General features: G+C 63.5%; 20 protein-coding genes. 4 read left to right on the top strand and 16 right to left on the bottom strand.

Annotated features, from left to right (window positions below):
* Nucleotides 1-16: 16 nt before the first annotated feature.
* Nucleotides 17-928, bottom strand: a complete 912-nt coding sequence (gene argF, locus LB551_RS20750) for an ornithine carbamoyltransferase (protein WP_140550033.1) — start codon at nucleotides 926-928, stop codon at nucleotides 17-19.
* 15 nt (nucleotides 929-943) lie between these two features.
* Nucleotides 944-2,143: an aspartate aminotransferase family protein gene (locus LB551_RS20745; protein ID WP_224624990.1), complete on the bottom strand. Its 1,200-nt coding sequence runs from the start codon at nucleotides 2,141-2,143 to the stop codon at nucleotides 944-946.
* Nucleotides 2,144-2,498: 355 nt separating this feature from the next.
* On the opposite strand from LB551_RS20745, the gene LB551_RS20740 reads away from it, so the two are divergent.
* Complete coding sequence (locus LB551_RS20740) at nucleotides 2,499-3,017, top strand: GcrA family cell cycle regulator (RefSeq protein ID WP_224660303.1); 519 nt, start codon at nucleotides 2,499-2,501, stop codon at nucleotides 3,015-3,017.
* A 127-nt stretch (nucleotides 3,018-3,144) separates the two neighbouring features.
* On the opposite strand, the gene LB551_RS20735 is transcribed toward LB551_RS20740, so the two are convergent.
* From LB551_RS20735 to LB551_RS20725, 3 genes are all read right to left on the bottom strand, one after another.
* A complete protein-coding gene (locus LB551_RS20735) occupies nucleotides 3,145-4,152 on the bottom strand; it encodes a magnesium and cobalt transport protein CorA (RefSeq protein WP_224624989.1) in 1,008 nt (335 codons plus the stop codon).
* A 97-nt stretch (nucleotides 4,153-4,249) separates the two neighbouring features.
* Nucleotides 4,250-4,975 carry a phosphate signaling complex protein PhoU gene (phoU, locus tag LB551_RS20730; RefSeq protein WP_140550037.1) on the bottom strand — a complete coding sequence of 242 codons (726 nt, stop codon included), beginning with the start codon at nucleotides 4,973-4,975 and terminating at the stop codon, nucleotides 4,250-4,252.
* A 112-nt stretch (nucleotides 4,976-5,087) separates the two neighbouring features.
* Nucleotides 5,088-6,353: an ATP-binding protein gene (locus LB551_RS20725; RefSeq protein WP_224660302.1), complete on the bottom strand. Its 1,266-nt coding sequence runs from the start codon at nucleotides 6,351-6,353 to the stop codon at nucleotides 5,088-5,090.
* Nucleotides 6,354-6,547: 194 nt separating this feature from the next.
* Between LB551_RS20725 and ppk2 the strand changes: the two genes are divergently transcribed.
* Nucleotides 6,548-7,456, top strand: coding sequence for a polyphosphate kinase 2 (gene ppk2 / locus LB551_RS20720; RefSeq protein WP_224624987.1), 909 nt, complete (start codon nucleotides 6,548-6,550; stop codon nucleotides 7,454-7,456).
* Nucleotides 7,457-7,512: 56 nt separating this feature from the next.
* Here the strand turns inward: ppk2 and LB551_RS20715 are convergent, their stop codons facing one another.
* The 3 genes from LB551_RS20715 to LB551_RS20705 all read right to left on the bottom strand — a co-directional run bounded on the left by LB551_RS20715 (nucleotide 7,513) and on the right by LB551_RS20705 (nucleotide 9,938).
* Nucleotides 7,513-8,280 carry an enoyl-CoA hydratase-related protein gene (locus tag LB551_RS20715; RefSeq protein WP_224660301.1) on the bottom strand — a complete coding sequence of 256 codons (768 nt, stop codon included), beginning with the start codon at nucleotides 8,278-8,280 and terminating at the stop codon, nucleotides 7,513-7,515.
* Nucleotides 8,277-8,915, bottom strand: a complete 639-nt coding sequence (locus LB551_RS20710) for an acyl-homoserine-lactone synthase (RefSeq protein WP_140496654.1) — start codon at nucleotides 8,913-8,915, stop codon at nucleotides 8,277-8,279. The genes LB551_RS20715 and LB551_RS20710 overlap by 4 nt, the downstream gene beginning before the upstream one ends.
* Before the next feature lie 96 nt (nucleotides 8,916-9,011).
* The gene (locus LB551_RS20705; protein WP_224624985.1) at nucleotides 9,012-9,938 is read right to left on the bottom strand and encodes a helix-turn-helix transcriptional regulator; all 927 of its coding nucleotides are present in this window, start codon (nucleotides 9,936-9,938) and stop codon (nucleotides 9,012-9,014) included.
* A 61-nt stretch (nucleotides 9,939-9,999) separates the two neighbouring features.
* Here LB551_RS20705 and LB551_RS20700 point away from each other — a divergent pair, with 61 nt between their 5' ends.
* Nucleotides 10,000-10,851, top strand: a complete 852-nt coding sequence (locus LB551_RS20700) for a transporter substrate-binding domain-containing protein (RefSeq protein WP_224660300.1) — start codon at nucleotides 10,000-10,002, stop codon at nucleotides 10,849-10,851.
* 67 nt (nucleotides 10,852-10,918) lie between these two features.
* Here the strand turns inward: LB551_RS20700 and LB551_RS20695 are convergent, their stop codons facing one another.
* Complete coding sequence (locus LB551_RS20695; RefSeq protein ID WP_224660299.1) at nucleotides 10,919-11,326, bottom strand: tellurite resistance TerB family protein; 408 nt, start codon at nucleotides 11,324-11,326, stop codon at nucleotides 10,919-10,921.
* 160 nt (nucleotides 11,327-11,486) lie between these two features.
* Here LB551_RS20695 and LB551_RS20690 point away from each other — a divergent pair, with 160 nt between their 5' ends.
* Entirely contained in the window at nucleotides 11,487-13,133 is a 1,647-nt protein-coding gene (locus tag LB551_RS20690; protein ID WP_224660298.1) for a lysine--tRNA ligase, read from the top strand.
* On the opposite strand, the gene LB551_RS20685 is transcribed toward LB551_RS20690, so the two are convergent.
* From LB551_RS20685 to LB551_RS20655, 7 genes are all read right to left on the bottom strand, one after another.
* Entirely contained in the window at nucleotides 13,099-13,950 is an 852-nt protein-coding gene (locus LB551_RS20685) for a thermonuclease family protein (protein ID WP_411970955.1), read from the bottom strand. The genes LB551_RS20690 and LB551_RS20685 overlap by 35 nt on opposite strands.
* An 11-nt stretch (nucleotides 13,951-13,961) precedes the next feature.
* Nucleotides 13,962-14,606, bottom strand: a complete 645-nt coding sequence (locus tag LB551_RS20680) for a helix-turn-helix transcriptional regulator (protein WP_140496665.1) — start codon at nucleotides 14,604-14,606, stop codon at nucleotides 13,962-13,964.
* Between the two features lie 121 nt (nucleotides 14,607-14,727).
* Nucleotides 14,728-15,273, bottom strand: coding sequence for a thioesterase family protein (locus tag LB551_RS20675; RefSeq protein ID WP_224660297.1), 546 nt, complete (start codon nucleotides 15,271-15,273; stop codon nucleotides 14,728-14,730).
* Nucleotides 15,274-15,337: 64 nt separating this feature from the next.
* Nucleotides 15,338-17,557, bottom strand: a complete 2,220-nt coding sequence (locus tag LB551_RS20670) for a 3-hydroxyacyl-CoA dehydrogenase NAD-binding domain-containing protein (protein ID WP_224660296.1) — start codon at nucleotides 17,555-17,557, stop codon at nucleotides 15,338-15,340.
* Between the two features lie 14 nt (nucleotides 17,558-17,571).
* A complete protein-coding gene (locus LB551_RS20665; protein WP_224660295.1) occupies nucleotides 17,572-18,780 on the bottom strand; it encodes an acetyl-CoA C-acetyltransferase in 1,209 nt (402 codons plus the stop codon).
* A gap of 31 nt (nucleotides 18,781-18,811) precedes the next feature.
* Entirely contained in the window at nucleotides 18,812-19,981 is a 1,170-nt protein-coding gene (locus LB551_RS20660) for an acyl-CoA dehydrogenase family protein (RefSeq protein WP_140550046.1), read from the bottom strand.
* A gap of 108 nt (nucleotides 19,982-20,089) precedes the next feature.
* Entirely contained in the window at nucleotides 20,090-21,880 is a 1,791-nt protein-coding gene (locus LB551_RS20655) for an acyl-CoA dehydrogenase (protein ID WP_224660294.1), read from the bottom strand.
* Nucleotides 21,881-21,933: the final 53 nt, after the last annotated feature.

Here is a 21,933-nt window from a genome sequence, read left to right as displayed (position 1 = left end):
ACACTTCAAGTCCACTTCAGGCCCCAAGACACCAGGCAAGCACGGCCTTCTGGGCGTGGAGCCGGTTCTCGGCCTCGTCGAAGACCACCGAATGCGGACCGTCGATGACCTCGTCCGTCACTTCCTCGCCGCGATGCGCCGGCAAACAATGCATGAACAGCGCGTCGGGCTTTGCCTTGGCCATCAGCTTGGCGTTGACCTGGTAGGGCGAAAACACGTTATGGCCGCGCGCGCGGTGCTCCTGGCCCATCGACACCCAGCAGTCGGTAACGACGCAGTCGGCCTGGTCGACGGCTTCCTCTGGCGAGCGGGTAAAGGAGAGCTTGCCGCCATGCGCTTTTGACCAGTCGACATGCTTCTGCGCCGGCTCGCTGCCTTCGGGCACCGCGACGTTGAGGTTGAAGCGGAACCGCGCCGACGCTTCCAGCAGCGAATGCAGCACGTTGTTGCCGTCGCCGGTCCAGGCGATGGTCTTGCCGGCGACCGGACCGCGATGCTCCTCGAAGGTCATGATGTCGGCCATCAGCTGGCAAGGATGGGTATCGTCGGTGAGCCCGTTGATCACCGGGATGGTCGCATTCTCGGTCAGCTCCAGCAGCCGCTCATGCGAGGTGGTGCGGATCATGATGGCATCGACATAGCGCGACAGAACCTTGGCTGTGTCGGCGATGGTCTCGGAGCGGCCGAGCTGCATCTCGGTGCCGGTCAGCATGATGGTCTCGCCGCCAAGCTGACGCATGCCGACATCGAAGGAGACGCGCGTGCGCGTCGACGGCTTGTCGAAGATCATCGCCAGCACCTTGCCTTCGAGCGGTTTCGAGCGCTCGCCGGCCTTGAGGCGCGCCTTGCGCTCCACTGCGTCGGTCAGCATGGAGCGTAGGTCGCCTTCGGAAACGGCGGAGAGGTCGGTGAAATGACGAAGTGACATCAGGAGCTTTCGAATTTACTTCGCGGCTTCAGCGGCGATGGCCTCGGACAGGGCCTTGGCGCCGGCGCGAATGCGCTCGAGCGCTTCATGGATCTCGCTGTCCGTGACGGTGAGCGGCGGCAGCAGGCGAATGACGTTGTCGCCGGCCGGAACCGCGAGCAGATGCTGGTCGCGCAGCGCCATGTTCACCTTGCCGTTGGGCATGGCGCATTTGAGGCCCAGCATCAGCCCCGTGCCCCTGATGTCCTCGATGACCTCGGGGAATTCGTCGGCCACCCCCGCCAGCCCTTGCTTCAACAACAGCGCCTTGCGCTGCACATCCGCCAGGAAGCCCTCCTCCAGCACCACGTCGAGCACGGCATTGCCGACCGCCATGGCCAGCGGGTTGCCGCCGAACGTAGTGCCGTGGACGCCCGCGGTCATGCCGACAGCCGCCTCGTCGGTGGCAAGGCAGGCGCCCATCGGGAAGCCGCCGCCAATGCCCTTGGCGATGGCCATGATGTCGGGAGCGACCCCCGACCATTCATGCGCGAACAGCTTGCCGGTGCGGCCGATGCCGCACTGGACCTCATCGTAGATCAACAGCAGGCCGTGCTGGTCGCAGAGCTGCCGCAACCGCTTCAGCGACTGTGTCGGCACCGGGCGGATACCGCCCTCGCCCTGCACCGGCTCGATCAGGATGGCCGCGGTTTCCGGCGTGATCGCTTTTTCGGCGGCGTCGACATCGTCGAAGCCGACCTGGTCGAAACCCTCGACCTTGGGGCCGAACCCTTCGAGATATTTGTACTGGCCGCCGGCCGCGATGGTCGCCAGCGTGCGGCCATGGAAGGCACCCTCGAAAGTGATGACGCGGAAGCGCTCGGGATGCCCCTTGACGAAATGGTAGCGCCGCGCCGTCTTGATCGCGCATTCAAGCGCCTCGGCGCCCGAATTGGTGAAGAACACCTTGTCGGCGAAGGTGGCATCGACCAGCCGCTCGCCGAGCCGGTTCTGCCCCGGGATCTCGTAGAGGTTGGAGACGTGCCAGAGCTTGGCAGCCTGCTCGGTGAGCGCCGCAACCAGATGCGGATGGCCGTGACCCAGCGAATTGACGGCTATGCCGCCGGCAAAATCGAGATATCGCTCGCCCTTGTCGGTAACCAGCCAGGTGCCTTCCCCATGGTCGAAGGCCAGGGGTGCGCGAGCAAAGGTCTCGAAAAGCGCCGAACCGCTCATTATATGCGTCTCCGGAACCGGAAAATCAAAAAAGCCGCCAAAGCGGCGGCCTTTGCGGCTTATCGGGTTTTTCAGCCATGAAGTCAACGAAAACGTCGCGTAGTGGCGCGCGGCAAGCCTCCCGACGGGACGCCGGCTCATAAGTGAGCTGGCAAGTTGGGGAAAACCGAAAAAACCGATTCGTGTTGCACTTCGGACTCTTGTCACCGAGTCAGCGCATAAGGTAGTTGTAGTCGGGAAATAACTAGATTTCGTGCGGCGGACCTAATCACCAGATATATGTGGTGTCTGCCCCAGCAGTGGTGCTGGGCCGGGAATGGATTCCGATTGCCGTACGCTTAGCAGGAGCGCGGTCATGAATTGGACTGACGAGCGGGTCGAACTTCTCAGGAAACTGTGGTCGGAGGGTCTGAGCGCAAGCCAGATTGCTGCCCAGCTTGGAGGGGTCAGCCGCAATGCGGTCATCGGCAAGGTGCACCGGCTGAAATTGTCGGGCCGCGGGCGCGCCACGGCGGCGCCGGCACGCCAAAAGAAGACGGCGCAAGGGTCGGGCGCGCAGAAATCGGTGTCGCGCGCCGCGAGTGCGACCCGCCACGTCACGACGTCGATCGGAGCAACGGCGCTGCAGGCGCAGTTCGATGCCGAGCCGGCGGCCCGCCACTATATCCGCCCGGTCGAGAATGTGGTGGTGCCGATCTCGCGGCACCTCCAGCTCACCGAACTCACCGAGCGCACCTGCAAATGGCCGAACGGCGATCCGCTGTCGGAGGACTTCAATTTCTGCGGCAACGAAGCCGCCGAAACCGGGCCGTACTGCAAATATCACGCCCGTGTGGCTTTCCAGCCGGCGGCGGAGCGGCGGCGGAATAGATAAGGGAGTAAGGCAGTAGGGCAGGATGTGCGCTCGCGAGCGTTCTCTTAACCTACTGCCCTACTGCCCTACTGCCCTACTGCCCTACTGCCCTACTGCCCTACTGCCCTACTGCCCTACTGCCCTACTCTCACAGCCATCCATTCTTGCGAAACCGCCAGTAGAGGAAGCTGCAGATCAGCGCGATCGCCAGCAGCACCATCGGGTAGCCGTATTCCATTTTCAGTTCCGGCATGTCGCTGAAATTCATGCCGTATATGCCCGCGAAGGCTGTCGGCACAGCCAGGATTGCCGCCCATGAGGCGAGCTTTTTCGAGATCGCCGTTTCCTGGCTCTGGCCCACCAGCAGGCTCGCCTCGAAGGCGAAGGCCAGCACTTCTCGCAAGCTGTCGATCTTTTCCTGGACGGTGCGGATATGGTCGGTCACGTCGCGAAACAGCGGGTGCATGGCTGAATGGATCTGCGGCAGGTCGGCGCTGGTCAGCCGGCGGCAGACCTCCACCAGCGGCAGTGCGGCATTGCGCAGCCGCAACAGATCGCGGCGCAGCATATAAAGGCGTTCGATATCGGGGCCGCTCATCGGCTTCAGCAGGACCCGGTCCTCGATTGCCTCGACCTCATCCTCGATCTGCTCGAGCACCGGCATGTAGTTGTCGACGATGAAATCAAGAATGGCATAGAGGACGAAATCCTCGCCCTTGGCCAGTGAATGCGGGCAGCTTTCCCAGTGCTGGCGCACGACAGCATAGGATGTCGAAGGGCCGTGCCTGACGCTGACGATGTAGCCGCTGCCCACGAACAGATGCGTCTCGCCGAAGGTGACGCGGCCCTCGATCAGCTGCGCGGTGCGGGCGACGATGAACAGCGCATCGCCATACTGCTCGATCTTCGGCCGCTGGTGCGGATGCTCGGCATCCTCGATCGCGAGCTCATGCAGATGAAATTGCGCCTGGACGCGCAGCAGAAGCTCGCGATCGGGTTCAAGCAGCCCGATCCACACGACGTGGCCCGCTTTCCTGGCCCATTCGCCGGCTTCCTCGATCGGGATGTCGGCGATGCGGCGCCCGGCTGTGTAGACGCTGGAGGCGATGACGGCCGATGTCGGCGGCGCGGGCTTGAAACCCCGGACATATTCCATCGCAGCCTCCCGAAGCACTGCCTTTCCTGGGGAACCAGCAGGCTTGCCTCAGGGATATTCTAGCGCAATACGACCAAGCGTTCGAGAGAAAGTGCGTTCACTTGACCGGCTGCGTTGCGGAAAGGCCGATCTTGTCCGTCTTGTCGCCCTTCGGCCGCTCGGCAGGCATCTGGTCGCCGGTGACGATATAGTAGATCGTCTCGGCAATGTTGGTGGCATGGTCACCGATGCGCTCGATGTTCTTGGCGCAGAACAGCAGATGCGTGCAAGGCGTGATGTTGCGCGGATCTTCCATCATGTAGGTCAGCAATTCGCGAAACAGCGACGTGTACATGGCGTCGATCTGGTCGTCGCGGTCACGTACGAAGCCGATCCTTTCAACCGAGCGCGAGGCGTAGACGTCGAGCACTTCCTTGAGTTGGGTCAACGCCAGGTCGGCCAGGGCTTCGAGGCCGCGGAACAGGCTGGTCGGCTGGCGCCCGTCGGCAACCGCCACCACACGCTTGGCGACATTCTTGCCGAGATCGCCGACCCGCTCGAGATCGGCCGAGATGCGGATTGCGCCGACGATCTCGCGCAAGTCCGTCGCCATCGGCTGGCGCCTGGCGATGATGATGATTGCCCTGTCGTCGATTTCGCGCTGGCCTTCGTCGAGGACGGCGTCGTCGCGGATCACCTTCTGGGCAAGGCCGGGATCGGCGTTGACCAGGGCGGAGATCGCCTGTTCGACCATGCGTTCGGCATGTCCGCCCATGGCGGCGATGCGCTTCGACAGATCTTTCAGCTCCTCGTCATAGGCGCTGACTATGTGCACGGACTGCATGACCGGATGCCTTCCCACGGATGATCTGATTTTGAGTCGTTTCCTCGAATCCCCGCTGATACGCTAACCGGATGACAGAAAAAAGAAATGGCACCTTGGAAACTAGGGCGGCTCAGGCCGCCGGCAAATGGACCGAGAAGGCGGCGCCCTTGCCGACTTCGGACTTGATCGAGAGCCTGGCGTTGTGGCGCGTCAGGATATGCTTGACGATCGACAGGCCAAGGCCCGTACCCTTCTGGGTTCGACTGCTCTCGACGTCGACGCGATAGAAGCGTTCCGTGATGCGCGGAATGTGCTCCTCGGGAATGCCAGGGCCAAAGTCCCTGATCGTCACGTCGATGCCCGCTTCGCCCTCGGCGTCGCCGCGCGCGATCGACACCACCACGCGGCCGCCCGACTGGCCATATTTGCAGGCGTTTTCCAGAAGGTTCTCGAAGACCTGGAACAGTTCGTCGCGGTCGCCCGGCACGTCGAGAGGGCCGTCGGCGAAATCCCGCTCGATGACGACGCCGTTTTCCCGCGCCAGCGGGGCCAGCGAATCGATGACGCTGTCGACGGTCTGGCGTAGATCGACCTCGGTCCCCGGCCGCAGATAGGGCTTCATCTCCAGCCGCGACAGCGACAAAAGGTCATCGATCAGGCGTGCCATGCGGCCTGTCTGGTTCTGCATGATCTGCAGGAACTGTTCGCGCGCCGCCGGATCGTTGCGGGCCGGTCCGCGCAACGTTTCGATGAAACCGGATATCGAGGCGAGCGGCGTGCGCAATTCGTGGCTGGCATTGGCGATGAAATCTGCGCGCATGCGGTCGATGCGGCGCGCTTCGCTCTGGTCCTTGAACACCATCACGTAGAGATCAGTGCCGTGGCCGACCGAGGAGGCACTGACCCGGTAAGTCCGCTCGACCGGCAGCCTCTCGGTGTAGTCGATGACATCCGATGCGACCTCGCCCGACAGCACGCCGTCCAGAAGAGCCTGCATTTCGGGCGCCCGGAATTTCAGCGACAGCGATACGCCCGGGGCGATGCCGCCAAAGGCGGCGAAGGCGGCCGCATTGGCATGGACGATCGCCGCGGCATGGTCGAAGATAATCAAGGGGTCGGCGACGGCCGCCGCCAGATATTCGCCGGACAGGCGTTGCAGGCCGATGGCCTCGATCGCCGCGCCGCTTTCGCCGGGCTGGCGCGTGGCTCCAGCCGGCATCATCGCCGCCACCAGCAGCAAAGCCAGGGCCGGCAGCAGCACATAGGCGGAAATGCCCGCAAAGGCATAAACCGCCATGACCGCGACAAGACCGGCGACCAGCAACCACCGGCTGTTCCACAGCCGCGCGGCAAGCGCTTGCGCCATACCCTTCTCGTCTGCGCCCTGGTCAGCCATTCGCGCCTGCGCCCCGCTCCCGGTCCGGCAATTTCGCTGGACCGGCCTGGCGCATGACGCCGAAAAATCAGAATCGATTTTCGGAAAGGATCATGCGCAAAATCCAAAAGTGCAGCGCCCTTTGCGTCTGAAGCGGCGCGCGGCACTGCAATGGCTCAATAGCACGAGTCCGTAAGCTGGAAAGGTTCGTCTCGATGAAAAAAGCCAAGGAAAACACCGCCGCGCCGACCCCGGGGCCGCTGAAGCTCAGGATCGACGGCAAGGAGCGGGAGTTCGACATCGAGAATCCGGCACTGCCGGACTGGGTCGAGGAGCGCAAGCTGACCGCGGGGGGCTATCCCTACGACAAGAAGATGAAAAGCGACGAGTACGACGAGACGCTCGAGGCATTGCAGATCGAGCTGGTCAAGGCGCAGGCGTGGCTGCTGTCGACAGGCAAGCGGATGGTGGCGCTGTTCGAGGGCCGCGACGCGGCCGGGAAGGGCGGCACGATTTTCGTCCTGCGCCAATACCTCAACCCGCGCACGGCACGCAACGTGGCGCTGACCAAGCCGACGCCGACCGAGTTGGGGCAATGGTACTACCAGCGTTATGCGGACCATTTCCCGACCGCGGGCGAATTCGTCACGTTCGACCGTTCCTGGTACAACCGCGCCGGCGTCGAACCGGTGATGGGCTTCTGCACGCCCGAACAGCACGAAAAGTTTCTCGACGAGACGCCGCACTTCGAAAGGATGATCGTCAATGACGGCATCCACTTCTTCAAATTCTGGCTGAACATCGGCCGGGAAACGCAGCTCGAGCGATTTCACGATCGCCGCCACAGCCCGCTGAAGAGCTGGAAGTTTTCGCCGATCGACATTGCCGGCATCACCAAGTGGGACGATTACACCCGGTCGCGCGATACCATGTTCGAGCGCACCCACAAGGAATTCGCTCCGTGGATCATCGTGCGGGCCAACGACAAGCGCCGCGCGCGGCTGGCGGTGATGCGGCGCATCCTCCTGTCGCTGCCTTATGACCGCCGCGACCTCGACATCATCGGCAAGGAAGACAAGAAAATCATCGGCGAAGGCCCGTCATTCCTGGCAAAACAGGACTGACGGTGCCTGCGCCACGCGGCAGTGCACCGCGTGGCGCAACGCCTTCGGCGCGACGCTCAGGCCGCCAACCGGGCAATCCGCTGCAGCCGCCGCAGCGTGGTGTCGTCCTGCAGCGCCTGCTGGAACAGCGAAATCTCCTGATCGATGCGTTCGCAAAGTTCCGCGGGGTTCCCCTTGAGCAGGCCGCGCGTCTGCAGCAACGCGGCGACCGGTTTCCTGGCGAGCTGCCTTGCCCGGCCGAGGGTTGCCTCCTCGACGCTGCCTTCGGAGACGATCTCGGCGACCAGGCCGAGCGCCCTGGCGTCGTCGGCGCGCAGCGTGTCGCCGAGGCAGAAAAAGCGGAAGGCGCCGGCATAGCCGAGCTTCTGCGGCGCCAGGATGCTGGTCGCGGCATCCGGCACAAGGCCGAAATCGACGAACGGCACCCGGAACGTGCTTTCGGCGGACGCGATCACCATGTCGCAATGGAACAGGATGGTGCAGCCGACGCCGACCGCATCGCCGTCGACACAGGCCAGTATGGGTTTGGGGAATGTCGCCAGCGTGCGGAACATGTCGGTGACGGCGGCGATCAGCTTCTGGTGCTTGGTAGCGTCGAGGAATTCGGAAAAATCGCCGCCGAGGCAGAAGCAGCCCGCCAGGCCGCGTAGCACGACGACACGCACATCGTCATTGTCGGCGGCTTCATGAAATGTCCTGGCCAGGCTTTCATAGGCCCTTCTGTCAAGCACCGGCCGGCCGTCGGTCGACGATACCGTGACGATCAGCGTGTGGTTGCGCAGTTCGGGTTGCGGGTGCGGGCTCATGGCCGTTTCCGATCTCATGACGCCCGCCTTTGCCCGAACATATCGGGATATCCCCTGGCCAGAACGGGAGCGTGGTGATTGCGGCGCGAACGCACCACATCCAGCGTGTGCTCGTTGAAGGTGAGCAGCGTCGCGACGACCTGCTGGTTGCCATAGGTACGCTGATACCCCAGCGGCGTGGCCAGGAAATGCAGCTGCAGCGCGCGCAGCACCCACATCGGCTCGAACTCGATGATCACCTTGTCGACGCCGCGCTTCAGCCCCCACTCGACGAAGCCGGCAATGAGCTCGGTTCCGACGGTCGAGACGCCTCGGCGACCGTCGCGAAAGCCGGGGGCGACCGCATAGCGGGTCAATTCCCAGATGTTCGGACCCGAAGGCGGCGTTCCCACGGAAAGATCGGCCAGCACCTCGGTCAAGAGATGCGGCCGCGTGGTCGGCAACATCCTCTGATAGCCCGCGACCTCGTTGCCTCTGATGACGATCTGATGCACCGCTTCGTCATGATCGAACTGGTCGATCTCGAAGCCATCGGGGCGCCGCAGGTCCTCCCACCCCATTTCCTCGACAAAAATCCTGTAGCGCAGCCGATGCACGGCCTCCCATAGATCGGGATGTTCCATCAGTTCTTTTGTTGTAAGGGAAAAAATCATTTTGCCGTCTCCTGTTCAAGAGGAAGATACGGCCGTGCCCTCGCAAGAAAATTACGCGATCACGTAGGCAGGAATTTCTAGGCCGACCCGGCCGACCTAACTAATATAGCCGCGCCTTATCGCTTCAGCGACTGCCTGTACGCGGTTGACGGCGCCGAGTTTGCTTTTGGCGTTAAGGAGGTGTTTCTCCGACGTGTGTTCGGAAATGCCGAGGATTTGCGAAATCTCCCATTCGGACTTGCCGACGGCCGCCCATTGCAGGCATTCGCGTTCGCGCGGCGTCAGCTCGACGTTATCGATGGTCTTGCTGGCCTTCGTGTGGAGTTGCATGGCCCGGCCCACCGCATAGGTCGACACCAGCGACACCAGGCCGAACTCGGCGGCGGACAGTTCCACGGCCTCGCCGCCCAGTGACACCATGACGATCTGGCCGTCGAGCGTGATGAGCGGGAAGGCCAGCCCGTCGCGCAGCTTGAACACGACGGCGTCGCCCATCACCTCGCCGCTGCTTCTGTCGATGCTAACGCCCTGGGCCGCTTCCCTCCACTGGAACGGCGCCTGCAACTGTTTCATGTGGCTGACGATCGGGTCGTGATCGACATAGTTGCGCGCCACGTAGCGCTCCAGCCATTCGACAGGCCAGTCGCAAAGCAGCACATGCTGCTTTTGCTGGCCGGTCGGCGTGCCCGGTTGCGGCACGGTGCCCGCCATCAGAGCGGTCAGGCCAAAATCCGACGTTATGCCCAACAGCCTCTCGCAAACCGCAGCCGCCGTTCCGGCATGCTGCAGGTGATCTATATATTCCAGCGTGCGATCGAACTGACCCATCGCAACATCAACCCCATGTTGCCTCGTTGAAATCGATGATCCGTGCCTTGTTGGCACTTCGCCACCGACCAGGGATTGCAAAGCGTTGCCTTGTGGTTGTGGTTCTCGACCCTGGTCCCCCACCAAGGCAGCCACCGCTGTTTGCAAACCTGCTAAAGCATATCCTGAAATCGACGCGTTGAAATCAAAAAGCATTGTGCCTGTACTATTTTCGTACCAGAACCGATGCGAACACAGGTGCGGTGGAAGTTTTATCATGGCGTTCCAGCGGAGGTCCCTCGTTCTTGCGTCGATGCTGATCGCGTCGCTGGCGTTGGGTGAGGGCGCGCACGCGGCCGAGCCGCAGGTGCCGGTGCTGTGGGATGCCAAGGAGCGGCTGCCGAAACCGGACCTCTCCGCACTGCCGCGGCTGCGGTTCCTGACCACAACCGATTTCCCGCCCTTCAACTTCCTGGACGGCACGGGAAAGCTGTCCGGTTTCCACATCGACCTGGCGCGCGCCATCTGCGCCGAGCTCGGCATCGTCGACAAATGTCAGATCCAGGCATTGCCCTGGGCCGAGCTCGAAGGAGCGCTTGAGAAAGGCGAAGGCGAAGCGATCATCGCCGGCATCGCCGCGACGCCGCAGTCACGCCAGACATACGCCTTCTCGCGCTCCTACCTGCAATTTCCGGCGCGCTTCATCATGCCGAAGGGCGAGGCGCTGACCGAGCCGCTGTTCGCCAAGCTGCGCGGCAAGCGTGTCGGCGTGATATCAGGCTCGGCGCATGAGCGCATGCTGCGCGATTATTTCAATACCGTTCAGGTCGTCACCTTCGACAGGCCGGAAGACCTCTACGCCAACCTCAAGGCCGGCAAGATCGACGCCGCCTTCGGCGACGGCATGCGTTTCGCCTTCTGGCTGGGCGGTTCGGATGCGGCCGGCTGCTGCCGCTTTGCCGGCGGACCTTATCTGGCGCCGGAATATCTGGGTTCGGGCATGGCCATCGCCGCCCGATCCGATGACCCGGCGCTGGCCGCCGCTCTCGACTACGCGCTGCAAGAGATTTCGCTGAAAGGCACGTTCGCCGAGTTCTACCTGCGCTATTTCCCGGTCAGTTTCTTCTGATCCGGTCCCGGTCAGCTTTTTCTGATCCGGTCCCGGTCAGTTTCTTCCGATCGGCTGAGTTCTGCGCTCAGGTCAGCGTGCGCAAGCGCGCCTTGGCCGCGCGGGCGATCGCCGCGACGGTCAGCGTGTCGAGATCGAGCTTGAGGCGAATAAGCTGGAGCACCCGCACCTCCTCCATCCGCATTTCGAGATCGACGGCCGCGACCTCGAAGGCGGCCGCATAGGCGGTGTCTCGCAGGCGCTCCGGCAGGGCCTCGGCCACGCCTGCTAGGACACCGTCCAGCCCGCCCTTTTTATGCAGCTTCTTCTGGCAGGCTTGGGCGACGCCAATCAGGCGGTCGTGGTCGAAATCCTCGAACACCGGCCATGAGCGGACGACCTCGCCGATCCGCGCCAGCTCGACATCCGTCATGTCGCGGTCGGAGGCGGAGGTGATGACCATCAGGTAGATCAGCGCTTCATGCGGGGTCGGCATTCAACAACTCCTCGATAAGGGCTGCGAAGGTAGGAACGCGTTCCCTGCGCTGCAAGGAAAAAGCGCCGCGCTCGTTGACGCTCCGGTCAGGCGCGCATAGAGACCGGTTGAAAATCCTCACTTGCGGCTTTGCCGGCGTCTAATTTTGGAAAACAGTGACATGGCGGGATCAAACATCATCGATCTCAATCCCGAAGTGCTGGCGGCGGCCGCCGAAAGCAAGGCGTGGCCGTTCGAGGAAGCCCGCAAGATCATCGAGCGCTACAAGGGCCGCGAACTCCCGCAAACCGTGCTCTTCGAAACCGGATATGGCCCGTCCGGCCTGCCGCATATCGGCACGTTCGGCGAGGTGGCGCGCACCTCGATGGTGCGGCACGCCTTCCGCGTCATCACGCAGGACAAGGTCGCTACCAAGCTGCTGTGCTTTTCCGACGACATGGACGGCATGCGCAAGATACCCGACAGCGTGCCGGATCGCGCGGCGCTGGAGCCGCATCTGCACAAGCCGCTGTCTTCGGTACCCAACCCTTTCGGCGGCGATTATGCGAGTTTCGCCGACCACAACAATGCGATGCTCTGCCGCTTCCTCGATACGTTCGGCTTCGACTACGAGTTCGCCAGCGCGACGCGGTACTACAAGACCGGCCGCTTCGACGCGATGCTGTTGCGCGCGGCCGAACGCTACGAACAGATCATGGCGGTGATGCTGCCGACGCTGGGCGAGGAGCGGCAGGCGACCTACAGCCCGTTCCTGCCGATCTCGCCGAAGAGCGGCCGCGTGCTCTACGTACCCATGAAGCATGTCGATGCCAGGGCGGGCACCATCACCTTCGACGATGATGGCACCGAGACCACGCTTCCGGTTACCGGCGGCAAGGTGAAGCTGCAGTGGAAGCCCGATTTCGGCATGCGCTGGGCGGCCCTCGGGGTCGATTTCGAGATGTTCGGCAAGGACCATCAGACCAATGCAGTGGTCTACGACCGCATCTGCAACATCCTGGGCGGGCACGCGCCGGAGCATTTCGTCTACGAGCTGTTCCTGGATGAGAACGGCCAGAAGATCTCCAAATCCAAGGGCAATGGGCTGACCATCGACGAGTGGCTGACTTATGCGCCGACGGAGAGCCTGAGCCTCTATATGTACCAGCGGCCGCGGCAGGCCAAGAAGCTCTATTTCGACGTCATCCCGCGGGCCGTGGACGAATATTACACATTCCTTGCAGCCTATCGGAGGCAGGACTGGAAGGAACGGCTGGGCAACCCCGTCTGGCACATGCACGACGGCAATCCGCCCGCCATCGACATGCCCGTGCCGTTCTCGTTGCTGCTCAACCTGGTCAGCGCCTCCAATGCGCAGAACAAGGACGTGCTGTGGGGCTTCATCTCGCGCCACGTGCGTGGCGTGACGCCGGCGACCCATCCCGAGCTCGACAGGCTGACGGGTTATGCGATCCGCTATTTCGACGATTTCGTGAAGCCGACGAAGACCTTCCGCGCGCCCGACGACGTCGAGCGGCAGGCGCTGGAAGCGTTGGAACAGGCGCTTGGCGCCCTGCCGGCGGGCTCGGACGGCGAGGCGATCCAGAACGCCGCGCTCAACGTCGCACGCAAGGTGGAACGCTATCAGGATCATTCCAAGAAGAGCCCCGAAGGTGGCCCCGGCGTGTCGGGCGCCTTCTTCCAGATGATCTACCAGGTGCTGATCGGCCAGGAGCGCGGACCGCGCTTCGGCTCGTTCGCGGCACTCTACGGCATCGCCGAGACGCGCGGGCTCATTCAGAAGGCGTTGGCTGGTCAGCTGGCTTGAGGATGCCGCCGACCTCTTCCAGGATCGAGCCCGGCGCTTGCGGCGCCGGGGCGGGCGCGGCCGGCATCGAAGGCACGCCTGAAAGGCTTGGCGCCGATCCAAAAATGCCTTTCCTTTCGCTGCGCGCCTTTTCCCCGGCTTCGACATAAGGGCCGCCTTTGGCGGCGCGCGCCCAGCCGTTCTCGACCAGCCATTGGCCGACATCCTGCTTGCCGATCCGGCAGTCGGCCGCGATCAGGTCGCGGCCGCCTTCCGGCGGCACGGCGCAGACCACCGCCCGGCCGCGCAGGAAGGCGCGGAACGCCGTGCGCGCACGGACACCGCAGGGCCAGGATTTACCGTCCGAGGTGCAGGTCTCGTCCTGCCCGATGATCTCGATGCCCGAAATCGCGACCGAATAGCCCTTCGCCTCGATAAGTCCGGCGGCGGGCGCGACCGGCTGGAACAGCTTCGTCCCTTTCCAGTCGTCCGGCATTTTCGGCTTGGGCGGCATGGCCAGCGCCAGCTTGCTCAGCGGCGCGCGCGGCTCCACCCGCTCCAGCTCCTTGCTGGGAAGTTCCGGCGGCGCGACGACCTGGGGATCGATCGCACGCGAGTGCGGGCTAGCGGCAGACGGCGGCGGAGCGGCAATGGCCGACGTGGCCGGCTCCTCCGGCACGCCGTCGGTGCCTGGCTCGGAGACCATATCGGCGCTCGGATCGATCTGTTCCACCGCGACGGCAGTTTCGCCGCCCTTCAGCGCGCGGCCGCCGGCGACCACCAGGGCGGCCATCACCGGGATCATCAGAACCGCAAGGACAAGATGAGGAAGCCGCACCCGCCCGCACCCTATTGGCTTGCCCAGACGATCCGCGCCACCCATTCAACCTCGCGCATCGGAATGTCGCGGTCCGGATGATCGGGATTGAGCGAAACCAGTGCGATCGACCTAGCGGTCTGGCGATCGAGCACCTTGGCCATCACTTCGCCGCCGGTCGTCTTGACGACGACGCGATCGCCCTTGCGGATGAGGGCTGCCGGCTCGACGATGAGCACGTCGCCATTGCGGTAGAGCGGCAGCATGGAATCGCCTTGCACCTGAAGCGCATAGGAACTCTCGGTCGATTGCGCCGGCAGTTCCACCAGATCCCAGCCTTGACCGGCCGGGAAGCCGGCATCGTCGAAAAAACCGCCGGCGCCGGCCTGGGCAAAGCCGAGCAACGGAACGGCCCGCCCGCGGGCGGGCATCGCGCCGTGGCCGGCCCGACCTTCTATCAGCCCGGTGAATTCGTCGAGCGAAGCGCCCGTCGCCTCGATGATCTTGGCCAGCGATTCGGTCGAGGGCCAGCGCGGCCTGCCGTCCGACGACAGTCGCTTCGACTTGTTGAAGGCGGTCGAATCAAGGCCGGCCCGCTTCGCCAGGCCGGAAGCCGAGAGCGAATACCGCTCGGCCAGAGCGTCGATGGCGGCCCAAACACGGTCATGCGAGAGCAATTCCGCTCTCCTTGCAAAAAGGAAAAAATGCCTTTCCTTTCTAGTCTTCGAATGAAGGTTTGTCCACCGGCTGTGCCATCGCACCACATCTTTGCTGGCCGCGCCAATTCCGGTTTCCAGGTCAACCCGTCCGCTTGGCCTGATCGCGCAGGTTTTGATGCGAGGCCATGAACGCCCGCTCGGCTTCGCTGGGCGGACGCGGCCGGGCGGAGCGGCCAAGCGCGGCGACGACCTCGTCAATATCGAGAAAGCGCCGGGCGTTGCGGTCGTAGACGCCGGCCGTCGCCATGATCAATGCGGCGGTCTCGCCGTTGTCGAGGACGAAACGGTGCTTGCCGATGACCTGGCTGTCTTCCCAGGTCTCGATCGAAGACACCACTTCGAAACGCCGCCACAGTTTGATCTCACGCACATAGGCCGATTGCAGCCCGCCGATCATCGGCGCCCAGCCATTCGTTCTCGCCAGCCTGATGAGGCCGGCGCGGATGAAGATATCGATGCGGCCAAGGTCCGCCAGCATCATATAGCGGGCATTGTTGAGATGGCGGTTGAAATCGATGTCCGTCGGCAGGCAGCGAAAGGCCAACCGGCTTTCGTCACCCATCTGGTAGGAGCCACGGCTGCCCGCCGTTGCCATCATACGCGCAAGGCGTCCCCAGACATACATTAGGGCGCGGCGCGTCTTTTCGGACGCGCAAGGGATGCCGCGGCACCTTTGATTCCGGCCACGCTCAGGCCGCCTGCTTCACGTCGCCCTTCGCGTAGGGGTCGAAGCGCTGGTAGAAAGTCTCGCCCTTCTCGGCCATGTCGAGCAGCAGCCTGGGCGCCTTGAACTCGGCGCCGTATTTCTTCTGCAAGCCCTTCGCGATCTTGACGAACTTCCCGGCGCCGATGCCATCGATGTAGGACAGTGCGCCGCCCGTATAGGGCGCGAAGCCGAAGGCCAGAATCGAGCCGACATCGGCCTCGCGCGGATCGGTGACGATGCCCTCCTCCATCACCCGAGCCGCTTCCAACGCGATGGTGACCAGCAGGCGCTGCTGCAATTCCGCATAGTCGACCTTCTCCGGCTTGAGCTGCGGATAGAGCTCCTTGAGGCCCGGCCACAGCTTCTTCTTGGCCGGCTTGGCCGGATAGTCGTAGAAGCCCTTGCCGTTCTTGCGGCCGAAGCGGCCGTGGTCGTCGACCATGGTGTTGATCAGCGCCATCTGCTTCGGGTCGACCGCCTTGTCGCCGAGATCCCTGATGGTCTGCTTCATGATCTTCTGGGCGAGGTCGATGGCCGTCTCGTCGGTCAACGCCAGCGGGCCGACCGGCATGCCGGCGGCCTTGGCGGCGTTCTCGATCATCGCCGCCGGAACGCCCTCGATCAACATCTTATAGGCTTCCGACATGTAGCGCAGGACGCAGCGGTTGACGTAGAAACCGCGCGTATCGTTGACGACGATCGGCGTTTTCTTGATGGCGCGCACGAAGTCGATCGCGGTGGCCAGCGCCTTGTCACCGGTCTTCTTGCCAAGGATGACTTCGACCAGCATCATCCTGTCGACCGGCGAGAAGAAATGGATGCCGATGAAATTCTTCGGCCGCGCCGAATTCTTGGCCAGGGCGGTTATCGGAATGGTCGAGGTGTTCGACGCGAAGATCGCCGACGACTTCAGCGCCGCTTCCGCCTGTTCGGTAGCGCTTTTCTTCACCGCGGAATCCTCGAACACGGCCTCGACCACGAGATCGCAGCCGGCAAGCTCGGCATAGTCCGATGTCGGCGTGATCAGCGACAGGAGCCTGTCCTTGTCCTCGGGCTTGGCACGACCCTTCTTCACCTGATCCGAAATCAGGCCATCCGAATGGGCCTTGCCCTTCTCGGCGGACTCCATGTCGCGGTCGAGCAGCACCACCGGAATGCCGGCTTTGGCCGTGACATAGGCGATACCGGCGCCCATGAAGCCCGCGCCGAGAATACCGATCTTCTTGAACCTGGTTTCCGGCACGCCGGCCGGGCGGCGCGCGCCCTTGTTGAGTTCCTGCAACGACACGAACAGCGAGCGGATCATCGCCGCCGCTTCCTTGGTCTGCATGATCTCCGTGAAATAGCGCTGTTCGATCCTGAGCGCGGTGTCGAACGGCACCAGCAGGCCCTCATAGACGCATTTCAGGATCGCCGCGGCGGCGGGATAATTGCCATAGGTCTCGCGGCGCAGGATGGCGATGGCCGGAGGCCACAGATTGGCGCCCGCCGCCGAATAGACCGGGCCGCCGGGCAGCTTGAATCCCTTCTCATCCCACGGTGCCACCGGCTTGAGGCCGTTCCTGATCATGGCCTTCGCGGTCTCGACCAGCTTGGCAGGCTCGGCGACCTCGTGGATCAGCCCCATCGACTTAGCCTTTTGCGGCGACAGGTTCTGGCCCGATGTCAGCATTTGCAGCGCCTGCTGCTGGTCGGTGAGACGCGGCACCCGCTGGGTGCCGCCGGCGCCCGGGAAAATACCGATCTTCACCTCGGGAAGCGCCATCTTCACCTTGTCGGAATCGGCGGCGACGCGGCCATGGCAGGCCAGCGACATTTCGAAGGCACCGCCCATGCAGGTGCCGTTGATTGCAGAAACCCACGGCTTGCCCGATGTTTCCAGCTTCCGGAACAGGGCGGTCATGGTGCCGGCATTTTCGAACAGCGCCCTGGTGGCCTTTTCGAGATCCTTGCCCTTTTCAGCCGCGAAGGTCGTCAGCATCTTCTGGAGCATGGTGATGTCGGCGCCGCCTGAGAACGTGTCCTTGCCGGAGGTGATGACCGCGCCCTTGATGGCGGCGTCGCCCGCCACCTTGTCGACGATGGCGTTCAGCTCGCGCATCACCCCCTCGGTGAAGACGTTCATCGAGCGGTCCGGCATGTTCCATGTGACCAGTGCAATACCGTCGGCGTCGATGTCGAGGGTGAAATTGGTGTAGCTCATCGTTTCTCTCCCCGTCAGACGCGTTCGATGATGGTTGCGGTGCCCATGCCGGCGCCGATGCACAGCGTCACCAGCGCGGTGTTCAAATCGCGGCGCTCGAGCTCGTCCAGCACGGTGCCGAAGATCATCGCGCCGGTGGCGCCGAGCGGGTGGCCCATGGCGATTGCGCCGCCATTGACGTTGATCCTGTCGTGCGGGATCTCGAAGGCCTGCATGTAGCGCAGCACCACCGAGGCGAAGGCCTCGTTGAGCTCGAACAGATCGATGTCCGACAGCTTCATCTTGGCGCGCTTCAACAGCTTCTCGGTGACGTCGACCGGGCCGGTCAACATCAGCACCGGCTCGGAGCCGATGTTGGCGAAGGCGCGGATGCGGGCGCGCGGTTTCAGGCCCATGGCCTTGCCGGCCTTCTTCGAACCGAGCAGCACGGCCGCCGCGCCATCGACGATGCCCGACGAATTGCCGGCATGGTGGACGTGATTGACCTCCTCCACTTCCGGATGCTTCTGCACCGCGACGGCGTCGAAGCCACCCATTTCGCCGGGGATGACGAAGGAGGGATTGAGCGAGGCCAGCGACTGCATGTCGGTCGATGGGCGCATATGCTCGTCATGGTCGAGGATGGTGAGACCATTCTGGTCCTTGATCGGGATCACCGAATTCTTGAAGCGGCCATCGGCCCAGGATTTTGCCGCGCGCTTCTGGCTCTCGACGGCATAGGCGTCGACATCGTCCCGGCTGAAGCCGTATTTGGTGGCTATCAGGTCGGCCGAAATGCCTTGCGGCACGAACCAGCCGGGCAGGCCGACTGAAGGGTCCATGAACCAGGCGCCACCCGAGGCGCCCATGCCGACGCGCGACATCGATTCGACACCGCCGGCAATGACGATCTCATCGGCGCCCTGGGCTATCTTGGCGGCGCCGAAATTGATGGCGTCGAGGCCCGAGGCGCAGAAGCGCGAGATCTGCATGCCGGGTGCCGAGGTCGCGTAGCCGGCCTCGAAGGCCGCGGCGCGCGGAATGACCGACCCCGCCTCGCCGACCGGGTCGACACAACCGAAGATGATGTCGTCGACATTTGCCGTGTCGAGCCCGTTGCGGTCGCGCAACGCCTCCAGCGTCCTGGCGGCGAGCCGCACCGCCGGCACTTCATGCAGCGAGCCATCCTTCTTGCCCCTGCCGCGCGGCGTACGAACGGCGTCATAGACGTAAGCTTCGGCCATTTTCCTGCTCCTTGGGTTTGCCGATCGATGCTCAGAGCGAGCGGCCGATCAGCAATTTCATGATCTCGTTGGTGCCGCCATAGATGCGCTGGACGCGGGCGTCGCGGAACATGCGGGCGATTGGATATTCATTCATGTAGCCATAGCCGCCATGCAATTGAAGGCATTCGTCGACGACTTTGCCCTGCAGGTCGGAAAGCCAGTACTTGGCCATCGACGCCGTCACCGGATCGAGGCCGCCATCGATGTGGCGCGCCACGCAATCATTGTAGAAGACGCGGCCAATCGTGGCCTCGGTCTTCAGTTCGGCCAGCTTGAACTGGGTGTTCTGGAAATCGATGACCGCCTTGCCGAACGCCTTGCGCTCCTTGACGTATTCGATGGTCAGGGCCAGCGCGCGCTCGACCATGGCAATCGCGCCGGTGCCGATCTGCAAACGCTCCTGCGGCAATTGCTGCATGAGCTGGATGAAGCCCTGTCCCTCCTCGTGGCCGAGCAGGTTGGAGGTCGGCACGCGCGCATCGTTGAAGAACAGTTCGGATGTGTCATTGGCCTTCAGGCCGATCTTGTCGAGGTTGCGGCCGCGCTCGAAGCCGTCGACCTCGTCCGTCTCGACGACGATCAGCGAAGTCCCCTTGGCGCCCTTGTCCGGATCGGTCTTGGTGACGACGATGATGAAATTGGCGAGCTGACCATTGGTGATGAAGGTCTTGGAACCATTGATCTTGTATCGGTTGCCGTCCCTCTCGGCCCGCGTCTTGACGCCTTGCAGGTCGGAGCCGGCACCGGGCTCCGTCATGGCGATGGCGCCGATCAGTTCGCCGGTGGCGAGCTTCGGCAACCATTTCTTCTTTTGCTCCTCCGAGCCGTAGTGGAGGATGTAGGGGGCGACGATCGAATTGTGCAGACCGATGCCGAAGCCGTCGACGCCGACATGGCCGATGGCCTCGATGATGGCGCTCTCATGGGCGAAGGTGCCGCCCGATCCGCCATATTCCTCCGGCATGGAGGCGCAGAGCAGGCCGGCGGCACCGGCCTTCAGCCAACTCTCGCGGTCGACCATTTCGTTCTTCTCGAACTCGTCGTAACGCGGCGCGATCTCTTCGGACATGAAGCGGTGCGCCATGTCGTAGAGCATGCCGACCTCGTCCGCCGCCCAGGCGGGCTTCGGCAGGCCAAGGATTTCGGCTGGGTTGGTCATGCGATGATCTTCCTCCCAAGGTCTGCCATCGAAATTGAGATCCGCGCACTGTCGCGGCGCCCCCTCCCGGCCCTTTGGACCGCCCTCCCCTCAAGGGAGAGGATATTTCTAGAACGCTTCCGCCGGCAGTGCCATCAGCGTGTCGGCGCCACTGGAGATGCGGGCGAGACGCGTCGCGGTTTCCGGCATGATCCGCTCCATGAAGAAGCGCGCCGTCACCAGCTTGTTGTCGTAGAAGGACGACGCGCCGTTGGCGCCCGCCTTGCCTTGAGCGGCCCTGGCCATCTGCACCCACATATAGCCGAGCGCCACGAGGCCGAAGAGATGCATGTAGTCGGTCGAGGCGGCGCCGGCGTTGTCAGGCTTGGCCATGCCGTTCTGCAGCAGCCACATGGTCGCCGCCTGAAGATCGTTGAGGCTCTTCTTCAATGCCTTGGTGAAGGGGGCCATCTTCTCGTCGGCGCGGTTCTCTTCGCAGAACTCGCCGACTTCCTTGAAGAAGGCCTGCACGGCGCGGCCGCCGTTCAGACCCAGCTTGCGGCCGACGAGGTCGAGCGCCTGGATGCCGTTGGCGCCTTCATAGATCATGGCGATGCGGGCATCGCGCACGAACTGGCTCATGCCGTGCTCTTCGATATAGCCATGGCCGCCGAACACCTGCTGCGCCATCACGGCGTGATAGAAACCCTTGTCGGTGAGCACGCCCTTAACCACCGGCGTCATCAGCCCGGTGTAGTCGTCGGCCGCCTGGCGGTCCTTGTCGTCTGCGGAGCGATGGGCGATGTCCGACTTGATCGCCGTCCACAGCGCCAGCGCGCGGCCGGCCTCGTTGAAGGCCCTCATGGTCATCAGGCTGCGGCGGATGTCGGGATGGACGATGATCGGATCGGCCTTCTTGTCCGGCGCCTTCGGCCCCGACAGCGAGCGGCCCTGCAAGCGGTCCTTGGCGTAGGCGACGGCGTTCTGGTAGGCAATCTCCGACAGCGACAGCCCCTGAAGGCCGACGCCGAGCCGCGCCTCGTTCATCATCGTGAACATCGCCTTGAGGCCGCCATTGGCCTCGCCCAGCAGCGTGCCTTGCGCCTCGTCATAATTCATGACGCAGGTCGAATTGCCGTGGATGCCCATCTTCTGCTCGATCGAACCGCAGGAGACGGCGTTCCTCTCATCGGGATTGCCAGAAGCATCGAGCTTGAGCTTCGGCACGATGAACAGCGAGATGCCCTTCACCCCTTCGGGCGCCCCCTCGATGCGGGCCAGCACCAGGTGGACGATGTTGTCCGCCATGTCGTGCTCGCCGGCCGAGATGAATATCTTCTGGCCCGAGATCTTGTAAGTGCCGTCGCTATTCGGCACGGCCTTGGTGCGCAGCAGGCCCAGATCGGTGCCGCAATGCGGCTCGGTCAGGTTCATGGTGCCGGTCCAGGCGCCCTCCACCATCTTCGGCAGCCATTTGGCCTTCTGCTCGTCGGTGCCATGGGTGATGATCGCCGCGATCGCGCCCTGCGTCAGGCCCGGATACATCATCAGCGACATATTGGCCGACACCATATACTCGGCCACGGCGGTATGCACGGCATAGGGCAGGCCCTGGCCGCCGAACTCGACGGGCGCCGCCAACCCCATCCAGCCGCCCTCGCGATACTGGTCGAAGGCTTCCTTGAAGCCCTTCGGCGTCGTCACGGAGCCGTCGTCATGGCGCACACAGCCTTCCATGTCGCCGACACGGTTGAGCGGATGCATGACGTTTTCCGCGAGCTTGGCGCCCTCGGCGAGGATCGCCTCCAGCACGTCGGGCGTTGCATCGGAAAAGCCGGGGAGATTGGAATAGCGCTGGTAGCCCAGCACCTCGTTGAGCACGAACAGCGTATCCTGCACCGGCGCCCTGTAGATCGGCATGCTCTTCCTCCACCCTGCGGACCTGATCCGAAACCCCCGAATTCATGTCAGGG

The organism is Mesorhizobium sp. BR1-1-2 (assembly GCF_020165435.1).
In the GTDB taxonomy this organism is placed as follows: Bacteria; Pseudomonadota; Alphaproteobacteria; order Rhizobiales; family Rhizobiaceae; genus Mesorhizobium.
Note: the sequence above shows the minus strand (reverse complement) of the source record. Positions and strands in the feature narration are given on the sequence as shown.